Below are 9,191 nucleotides of genomic sequence, written 5' to 3'. Positions count from 1 at the left end.
CGAACAACCTTGACATCACCACGGGCTGAGGCTTGATAAATTCGTTTTTGGATTTTGTAAACACGACGTTCTAACTGTTTCCAGTTAATCGTGTTCCATTCTACCGTAGTCTTTACACTCGTTTTAGTCATAATTCCTACTTGAGACTTTATCTTCCATATCACCGTGAATCTGTCAGCATATCTTAGGCATTACCCTAAGCGTTCGCTTCTGACTCAATCTGACCCACTTGCAGCATCCGGTTAGCACCTACTTTTTAGATTCGACCTTCTAAAAGAGCTAACAAGGGGGTTACTTCGTTCCGTGTGTTCATACTGTGTACCTTTAGAGTGATGCTATACGCCGGGTTTATCGGAAGTGCATAACGGTCTATAAACAATTAGCCGTTTCCTTATCCTTTACCTTTTGGTTCCAGCCTGTCAGCCTGATTTGGCTGGTTAATGGTTACGACGCTTTAGACACATCTTTGTTGACTACTCATGGGTACTTTGCTCGACGTGTACCAGGTTAGGCTCCCAGCAAGAACGCCTTTTCTTCGGTGCTTTACGGATTGATGGCTAGTCGCTACCGTAAGGAAGATGCTGTCACCCTTGCACCTAGGGGGAGGGATTCTCACCCACATGAACACCCAGTTATAAGAGTCTGGTTTTACCCAGTCTTACCTCTCATCCTTGAGCATTAATACTCCCGATCGAGAGAACGAATCGCACAGTTTGCCCATAATGTATGCTTCAAACCTGAAGGGAGAGCGAAAAATTTTGGGGGAGATGAAGGATACAATGGGGTAAGATGGCTCAAGCTTCAATTGGCACACCCAAAACAAGCTTTTTCTGAGGATTTTGGGTAAAAGAGCTATTTTAATTTTGAAACCTTTACGTAACAAGACTTTCAGGCGTTGCGTTGCGGCTCATGACAGGCTCGCTACTTTTACCCCGATCTGGGACAGGAAATTCTCCCCATGCCAATCACTGATAAGTAACTTTTTTGGCGATCGCTAAATACCCGGTACTACACAAATAACCCTTAACTGAACAGTATTGGAGTAGGTAAAAAGGGGACTACAGTCCCCACATACCCTAAGATTGAGAAGCCCAAATGCGAGTGGGTAAGCCCCAAACGTAAATAAACCCTTCAGCTGCTTTATGGTCAAACTGGTCTTCAGAACCATAAGTCGCTAAATCGGGGCTATAGAGTGAATGGTCACTCCAACGCCCGACAATGGTGGCGCTACCTTTAAACAGTTTGACTCGCACAGTTCCCATAACACGTTCCTGTGTTTTTTGAATAAAAGCATCTAGTGCGCCTTTCAGGGGGCTGTACCACAGACCATTATAAACAATTTGGGTGTAAGTCTCTTCAATACCTCGCTTGTAGTGGCTGACATCTGCTGTTAGAGTCAGACTTTCTAAATCCCGGTGTGCCTGAATTAACACCAGCATCGCCGGCGATTCGTAGATTTCCCGGGACTTAATCCCCACTAGGCGGTTTTCAATCATATCTATGCGGCCAATACCGTGATTTCCTACTACCTGATTGAGCTGTTCAATTAACTCCACTGGGTTTTTAGGTGTACCGTTGAGGCTGGTGGGAATACCACGGGTAAAACCAATTTCAATGTACTCGGGTTCATTCGGCGTGTCAGCGATCGCCTTAGTCATTTCATAAATTTCTGCTGGTGGTTCCACCGCTGGATCTTCCAGTACGCCAGCTTCGATACTACGACCAAGTAAATTTTTATCAATGCTGTAGGGGGAGGACTTCTTCACCGGTGAGGGGATACCAAATTCCTCACCATAAGCGATGGTTTGCTCGCGACTCATTCCCCATTCTCTCGCTGGTGCAAGGATCTTCAATTTGGGGTCAAGTGCAGCACAAGACACATCAAAGCGCACCTGATCATTACCCTTACCAGTGCAACCATGAGCGATCGCATCAGCACCATATTTATGAGCAGTTTCTACTAATATTTTGGCAATTAACGGGCGAGCCAGAGCAGTCCCCAAAGGATAACGATTTTCATAGAGGGCGTTGGCTTGAATGGCCGCAAAGGCATAATCTTTAACAAAACTGTCTTTCACATCAGCCACCAATGACTGACTAGCACCGGATTTGAGCGCTTTTTCTCGGATTGGCTCTAATTCATCTCCCTGACCCAAATCTGCTGCGAGGGTAATCACCTCCTCCACACCCCACTCATTTTTCAGGTAGGGAATACAAACAGAGGTATCCACCCCCCCAGAATATGCCAAAACAACCTTTTTAGCGCGACCCATTGGTTTCTCCAGTTAGAAAAACAAAGAATGAGTCATCATTATAAGGTATGTAGGGTTTAAAAATTACCTCTGAGAAACAGAGTAAATACATTCTCGTTGATTTTCAATTCCTGTCCATTGTTATCTGTGCCAAAGTCGTACTCATTATTACTCCAGGATAGGTTAAATATAGGACTATTCTGATTGCTACCGATTCTCCATCTAGCTCCCGCACCATAAACAGCACGAGCGGCATTTTCATTCACGGGATTATAATAGGCTGATAATGACAAATTTTGGCTAAATTGAATACCAGCACTTGCCAGCAAAGTATTTTTAATTGCATCCGGTAAAACATCCCCAAAATAGTTAGTTAAACCGAACCAAAAATTACCTAAATTAGCCCTAGCTCTCAGGTTAATAGAATTTACAAAGTCATTGGATCGAGTTTCCCTGTCAAAAGCATAATTAACCCCCGTGGAGATGACTAAATTACTATTCCGATTCCAGGGGATAACTTTATCAATACTACCTGTAACTTGACTGTAATTATCAACATCTGGATTAATATAACCAATTATGGCTCCAGAAAAACGCCATCTGTCCGCAGTATTTTTCGTATAATCTAGACCGCTGTAAGCTTGAATTTCTTCTGCGCCGATCACACCTGTATAATATCGCAAAACATCCTGACTCCCAGTAATATTACCACTGAAACTCAAATGTGGTACATATACTGTTTCTTGTGTATATTTGCTAGATGTGACACTATTCGCCTCTTGATTAAAAACAGTCACATAAACTTGAGCATAAAAATTCGCTACATTCAGAGGTGAAAAACTTTGATTATTAATAGTAGATCTAAAATCTATATTAGACTCAGACCCCCCTTCTAAACCCTGAGAGGATAATATTTTCAGGTTACCAATATCTTCAAAACGAGTACTAACACCAGAACTACGTTGGATAGTTGGTGACGCTCCTACCCAAATACTATTAAAACTAGCAGCAGGTACTTGTGACAAACTTGTCAATCCTGGGGGAATACTCTCGGCTCTAGCAATTCCGCCATGATAAGCAGTTAAACTATTAGCAGGAATTCTCACGTTATTAGCAGCTAAAAACAAATTTCTGTTAACAGTCCTCCTCCCAGAAGGTTTGTGATGATTATCCCCTGGTGAAGCTAAATTGTTTTTCCCACTTGAGTTAAATCTGGTTTCTGAACTAGCTATGTTGGGTACAATATCAGGTAATACACTATATCCCAATTGCAAAGCTGTATTCAACAAAGTATTATCATCATTTAAAATGAAGCTAAAGCCGCGTACAGTTCGACCCATGACAGCTTCCCGGTCATTCATCCTCACAATTTGCCTAATTATAGAATAACTGGCAACCGGAGTATTTTCAACTTCTTCTTTTCTAATGACTGACATTTGGTCGCCATTACTATTACCAATGAATGCGCCGGTGTTGGGTATTAACAAATCTATACCAATTTGTTGACCATTTTCTAACCCTGGTTGAAATTCCGGTTTCCTGATTTCTTCTGCTGTTGTTCTTGCTACTACATCCCCCAGTGTTGCAGTTTGGGAAATCCTAAATGGTAGTAGATTATCAGAGTTAATATTCCCAGATTGTAAAGCCGGAATATATGTACATATTTGATCGGGGTTAGTCCCCGGAAAGATACATGAACCTGTCATACTCAATTGCAGGTTTGTACCCAACACAGTTTGTGGTTGTTTGAAGCTAACAGTAACTTCTCTAGTTTGTCTGGTGGTTTGCAGTTGTAAATATTCTCCTATTTGGTCTACAGTCAAGATATTATTTGTTGTTAAGTTTTCCTTAACTGTTCCGTTCAGCTTGACAATTCCGTTAATATTAAAAATATTATTGGGGCTATTATTAAAGTTGTAACCTAAATTTAATCGTCTCTCGGTTAAGTGGTCAATCAATAGACCATTGATAGGTAAGGTAGTTGTGCGGCGATGGATTTTTCGCTCATCAGCAATCCTCGGAGCAATGATATATTCTTGATTATCCCCTGGATGTGGTTTTTCTATTGCTAATTTTTGTTTAATTTCTAATTCATCAACTTTAGGTTGTGAAACTAATTCTAGGGTGTGAGATTCTGTGGTCTTAGTAGGTGTACAAGAATGAATTATAGAATTACTTGTTAGTAAGTTCCTGACTGCGGTAAATTCTGCTAGACCAGGATGAATGAACGGACAAAAGGTAAACTGAGAACTAGTTTCTGCTAAATTTGTCACCTTTAGCTGGTGGATAAGACCAGATGCTGGTATTTCCTCCAGATTATTGAATATTTTCTTTTCTACCTCGGAAGTGGCAAAAAGTTCTAATTGGCTATTGCTTGTATTTTTAGATATCTCAGCAACTGCTGTTTGAGCAAGGAATATCACTGCTGAACTCAAGAGAAGACCAATTGTTAAGTTTAATTTTTGGTAGTGCAGAATCAGCATAGACACTTATTACCAGTCCTGAAATAATTATCAAGTCTGGTTAAAAGATTATCATAGGGATTTATGGTTTGTATTTTTTTTCTAACTTAAAAAAAGTTAGGGCTAAAAGAATTGGATGACGGTATCAATTTAACTGCCCCTATTGATAATTTTAAATTCTTGACACCCTAACAATTTTTTTTAAATAAAAGCGCTACCATCCCAGATTACTTAAAATCCAGTTTCTATGGTTCCAATGGGGAGTTCTGTGAAGGTAGCAATGCTGTTAGCTTGGGCGGTTTCTAAAGCAGAATCAACCCCACCTGTCATAGTAACATTGTTGTAAACTTCGCTCTCAGACTGACCACCTTCTTCACTGAAGGAATAATTCCCACTATCGCTGATGATTTCAATCACGCCAGCACTACCTAAAGCAGTTGCGGAAATCACACCAGAGTTGGATGTGGCTAAAGCAGCCGCATCGTTTTTACCAATAGCGCCAGCCGCAGTCATTTCAACTACTAAACCATTTTCATTAAGTGTAGCTGCTACAGCCCCAGCAGCAGCGCCTTCACCAGCAGAGGCTACAGAACCAAAACCCAATACACTGGCGGAAACTGCAACTAAGGCGATCGCTACTTGTTTGTGGAATTTCATCAACTTGTACTCCTCTTATTTCAACTTTGATCTAGTTGCGATGTATACACATTAACCTCTGTAGGTTGCTAATTTACTCACTATTAGTTACTTTTAGTACCACAGAGAAAGCTTACAACATGTGTATAACTACCATCAATACTATTTAGTATCTGATTAAAAAAGAGGTTATACTTTAGCGTCCTTAAGGTTAACTTTAAGTTAAGTTTTTCCTGGTTAAGTAATTATCAATAAAGTTGAAGCTAGGCTGGTTGTGAGAGATACTAATCTTTAGTTAAGGATTAATTAAAGTTAAGATCACCTCTAAATGTTATGTCAATGGATATCTTATAATCGATATCTTATGAATACCTCACTCTCTGAACTACGTTCAGATACATTTGAGAGGTTTTCGTAATTTCCCACTATTCATCCCTACCTTGCTTTGCACCAAGGTAGGGACTTTCGTGTTGGCGTTAATTATAAATTAATAATAGATAAAACTTAATCTGCAAACTTATATCTGTAATTTGACAATTCTCCTGGAGGTGATACCCTAGGTCAGATATCCAACCCATAACCCAGCAAAAAATATCCCCGACTATTATTAAGTCGAGGATAGGAAAATAATCTTGACGCTTGTCACCTGTCTAGGATTTAAGTACCAATAATACCGCCGTCATTCTTGGTAATTACCACGGTAGCAGAACGGGGGCGACCGGATGGGCCATGACCTTGACTATGTGGCCAGTTGCTAACCTTGTTGGGTTCCTCAGTAGTACCACCATCGCCTGGATGCTGAATATTGATAAACATGGTTCTATGATCCGGTGTAGTAGTCACACCGGTGACTTCACACTCGGTGGGGCTGGTAAGGAAAAGCTTGATCTGTCTAGGATCATTAGGGTTAGCACATAACATGGTGTTACTACCAATGTTGACTAAATTACCAGTACCATCACCGGAGTGGTCAGTTTGAATCCACAGACGACCATAGTAGTCAAACCACAGGCCATCGGGTGAGCTAAAGTCGTCACCGTTAATATTACCTTGCAGATTTGGCTCAGTTCTCTGGCTATCACCAGCTAAGACATAAATATCCCACTCAAACGTAGTAGCTGCAACGCTGCGCCCAGTCTCCCGCCAACGGATAATGTGACCGTAACGGTTGTTCTCTCTGGGGTTAGCCGCATCCACAGGAGGACGAGCAGAACCTCCGGGGGTTGTGCCATCTGCACTATTCACCGATGCGGGTGTTGTACCGCGACGAGAGTTATTGGTTAATGTGCAGTAAACTTCAACTTCATTGAACCCACGAATGCGAGGACGCACAGCAACCCACTCTGGGCGGTCCATCATGGTAGCGCCAACTCTGTCCGCAGCCTGTCTGGTTTTAATCAGCACTTCTGCTTGGTTATTAAATCCATTTTCTGGTGTCAGTCCCCGTTGACCCCAAACTAGAGGTAGCCATTCACCGGTACCATTGTCATTGAACTTGGCAACGTAGAGAGTACCGTGGTCAAGGATATCACGGTTATTGGCACGCACTTTAGGATCGTAGGTACGAGAACAAACGAACTTATAGATATATTCGTTGACGTTATCGTCACCCATATAGAAAGCTAGACGGTTGTTGTCATCAACAACATATTGAGCGCTCTCGTGTCTGATGCGACCCATGGAAGTACGCTTAACTGGCTTGCTGTTGGGTTCGTAGGGGTCAATTTCCACTACCCAGCCGAATAAATGGGGTTCTAGGGGATTGTTAAAAGCGTCAAAGCGGGGATCAACCTCAGCCCAGCGATAGTAGTTAGAGGCTGCAGGGATACCATAACGTCTTTGTCCATTAACGATATCAGCCTTTTTACCCTCCAGACCTGGAATATTAACTATATCGTCATCTTGCCCAGCTACAAATGTGCTGTTAGCGAAATAACCTTGGAAGTTCTCTTCACAGGTGAGGTAAGTACCCCAGGGTGTTATACCATGGGCACAGTTATTGAGGGTACCATAGGCAGTGAAACCGTCATTCACCCCAATTTCAATTGATCCATTGGGTTGAATAGAGAATTTCTTAGACCTCATCAACGCATCGCCAGCCGCCGGACCCGAAACACGCATTTCCGTATTGACAGTAATGCGGCGACCATAGCGGGAATTGCGATCAACACTCCAACCACCCCCAAATCTATCCTTAGATACCTCTTGGATGGATACACCATGAGCAGCCTGAGATTTTCTGGCTTTCTCAATGGTCATTACAGTATTACCGTCAGTATGCAAGAAGTGTTCTTGAGTATACTCATGGTTAACACACAGTATTCCCCTACGATTGTAAGCTCGACCTTCTACAGGGACATCTAACCCCGATGTCCGGTTGTAATAGCTTTTTCCTGGTAGAGGGAAGAAGTGCATCCCGTCATGGTTCTCCCCCACTTGTTTTTCTTGGGCTGCTGCATCCTGAGAAGCATCGGGTAGCCAGTCAGGGGCACCAGGCATGATGGGGTCTCCCCAAGCCGATAAAATCCGCGCTGTGTAACCCGGGGGAACACTAACTAAATCTTTCTCTAACAGTCCAGTTTCTGCGTTGCGGAGATTTGGTTCAATACTTTGGAAGCCTATACCAGCAAAGCCAAGCCCAGCAGGTACTGTGGATGTGGAAGCAGTTGCTGTTTGCAGCAAGCCGCTGACAGTGGTATCACCTAGAACTGCCAATATAGATGTACTGGCTGCTGTTACCACAAAGCGCCGGCGCTTCATGCTCACCCGTCCAATTACGTCGAGAATTGACTCATTACCGGATGGGTTGATGGTTATGTTGTTCTTCGGATGAAGATGACTTTTCATTTATAGTGACTCCGTTTAATCTTTATAACCAAAGCAATTTAGTTGGCACACTCAAACAAGACTTGAAGAGGATAATTGCAATATCCATTGAGTGGTTTTTACTCTTGTGATAACCAATTACCCATAGGTGAGGAAATTGGAAAATCAGATATTTTTCTGACTGAACATAAGCACCAATATTTTGTCCTCAATTTATGTAATAAAGATTAAAATATGGTTATAACCTGATTAATTTAAGTTTATTCAGTAGCTTTATTTGAGAATAATTATGTTTTATTTATCAATTAAATCACTGCTATTACAGCAGCTAAATTTCAGCTACAGGCTTATAATTTAGGTATTTAACCTTGGTTGACATTTATCTTAATTGAGACTTTTTTCTAGCTTATTGAAAACAATTCTCATTTAATTTTGAATAATAAACATTTACTCAGATATATCTTGATTAACAATAATTTCTGTGCATAGAAAAATACTCTAAATAAATATTAGTAAAATTCTTCTATAAATCGCTAAAACTATACTTGATTTATTATTTAATTTATGATTTGGAGTAACTAGGCAAAACTGTGTGACTCCAACTCAACACCCCTATAAACACCAGTAATAAAAAATGACTGCTCTATTTTTGATGAAAGCCAGGGGGCAGCTGGTATATTGTCCTTGTATCTAGAATATCTAGTCTATTGTTGTCTTATCCTGGAGATGGGTAATTCTGTTGTGGGTGAGACTGTGTTTTTCAGTGTTGTTATACCGACCTATAATCGCCGACCAATTCTAGAAAAGTGCCTCCGCGCTTTGGAGGTGCAAGAGTTGAGTGGATCAAGTGCATACGAAGTTGTTTTAGTAGATGATGGCTCTACTGATGGCACATTGGACTGGTTGAAAGCACATAAGGAAGAATTTCCCCATGTGCGATGGTTTGAGCAAGACCACGCCGGACCGGCGGCGGCTCGAACTTTGGGGATTTCCCAAGCACGGGGAGATATAATAG

Annotated in this window: 6 protein-coding genes; 1 reads left to right on the top strand and 5 read right to left on the bottom strand. The window is 41.6% G+C overall.

Annotation, left to right across the window (positions count from 1 at the left end; all coding sequences use genetic code 11):
• The 5 genes from NWP22_RS12080 to NWP22_RS12060 form a co-directional block, all read right to left on the bottom strand.
• The coding region (locus NWP22_RS12080) for a reverse transcriptase N-terminal domain-containing protein (protein WP_280801658.1) at window positions 1–131 on the bottom strand (131 nt) is incomplete at its 3' end.
• A 945-nt stretch (window positions 132–1,076) separates the two neighbouring features.
• Window positions 1,077–2,273: an argininosuccinate synthase gene (locus NWP22_RS12075; protein ID WP_271732121.1), complete on the bottom strand. Its 1,197-nt coding sequence runs from the start codon at window positions 2,271–2,273 to the stop codon at window positions 1,077–1,079.
• 56 nt (window positions 2,274–2,329) lie between these two features.
• Complete coding sequence (locus NWP22_RS12070; RefSeq protein ID WP_271732133.1) at window positions 2,330–4,735, bottom strand: hypothetical protein; 2,406 nt, start codon at window positions 4,733–4,735, stop codon at window positions 2,330–2,332.
• Between the two features lie 210 nt (window positions 4,736–4,945).
• Window positions 4,946–5,371: a hypothetical protein gene (locus NWP22_RS12065; RefSeq protein ID WP_271732122.1), complete on the bottom strand. Its 426-nt coding sequence runs from the start codon at window positions 5,369–5,371 to the stop codon at window positions 4,946–4,948.
• A gap of 636 nt (window positions 5,372–6,007) precedes the next feature.
• Window positions 6,008–8,197, bottom strand: a complete 2,190-nt coding sequence (locus NWP22_RS12060) for a PhoX family protein (RefSeq protein WP_271732123.1) — start codon at window positions 8,195–8,197, stop codon at window positions 6,008–6,010.
• Between the two features lie 705 nt (window positions 8,198–8,902).
• Between NWP22_RS12060 and NWP22_RS12055 the strand changes: the two genes are divergently transcribed.
• A partial coding sequence (locus tag NWP22_RS12055; protein ID WP_280801937.1) for a glycosyltransferase family 2 protein occupies window positions 8,903–9,191 on the top strand: 289 nt, incomplete at its 3' end.

It is taken from the genome of Anabaenopsis tanganyikae CS-531 (assembly GCF_029891675.1).
In the GTDB taxonomy this organism is placed as follows: domain Bacteria; phylum Cyanobacteriota; class Cyanobacteriia; order Cyanobacteriales; family Nostocaceae; genus Anabaenopsis; species Anabaenopsis arnoldii.
This window is presented reverse-complemented; position numbering and strand designations above follow the sequence as displayed.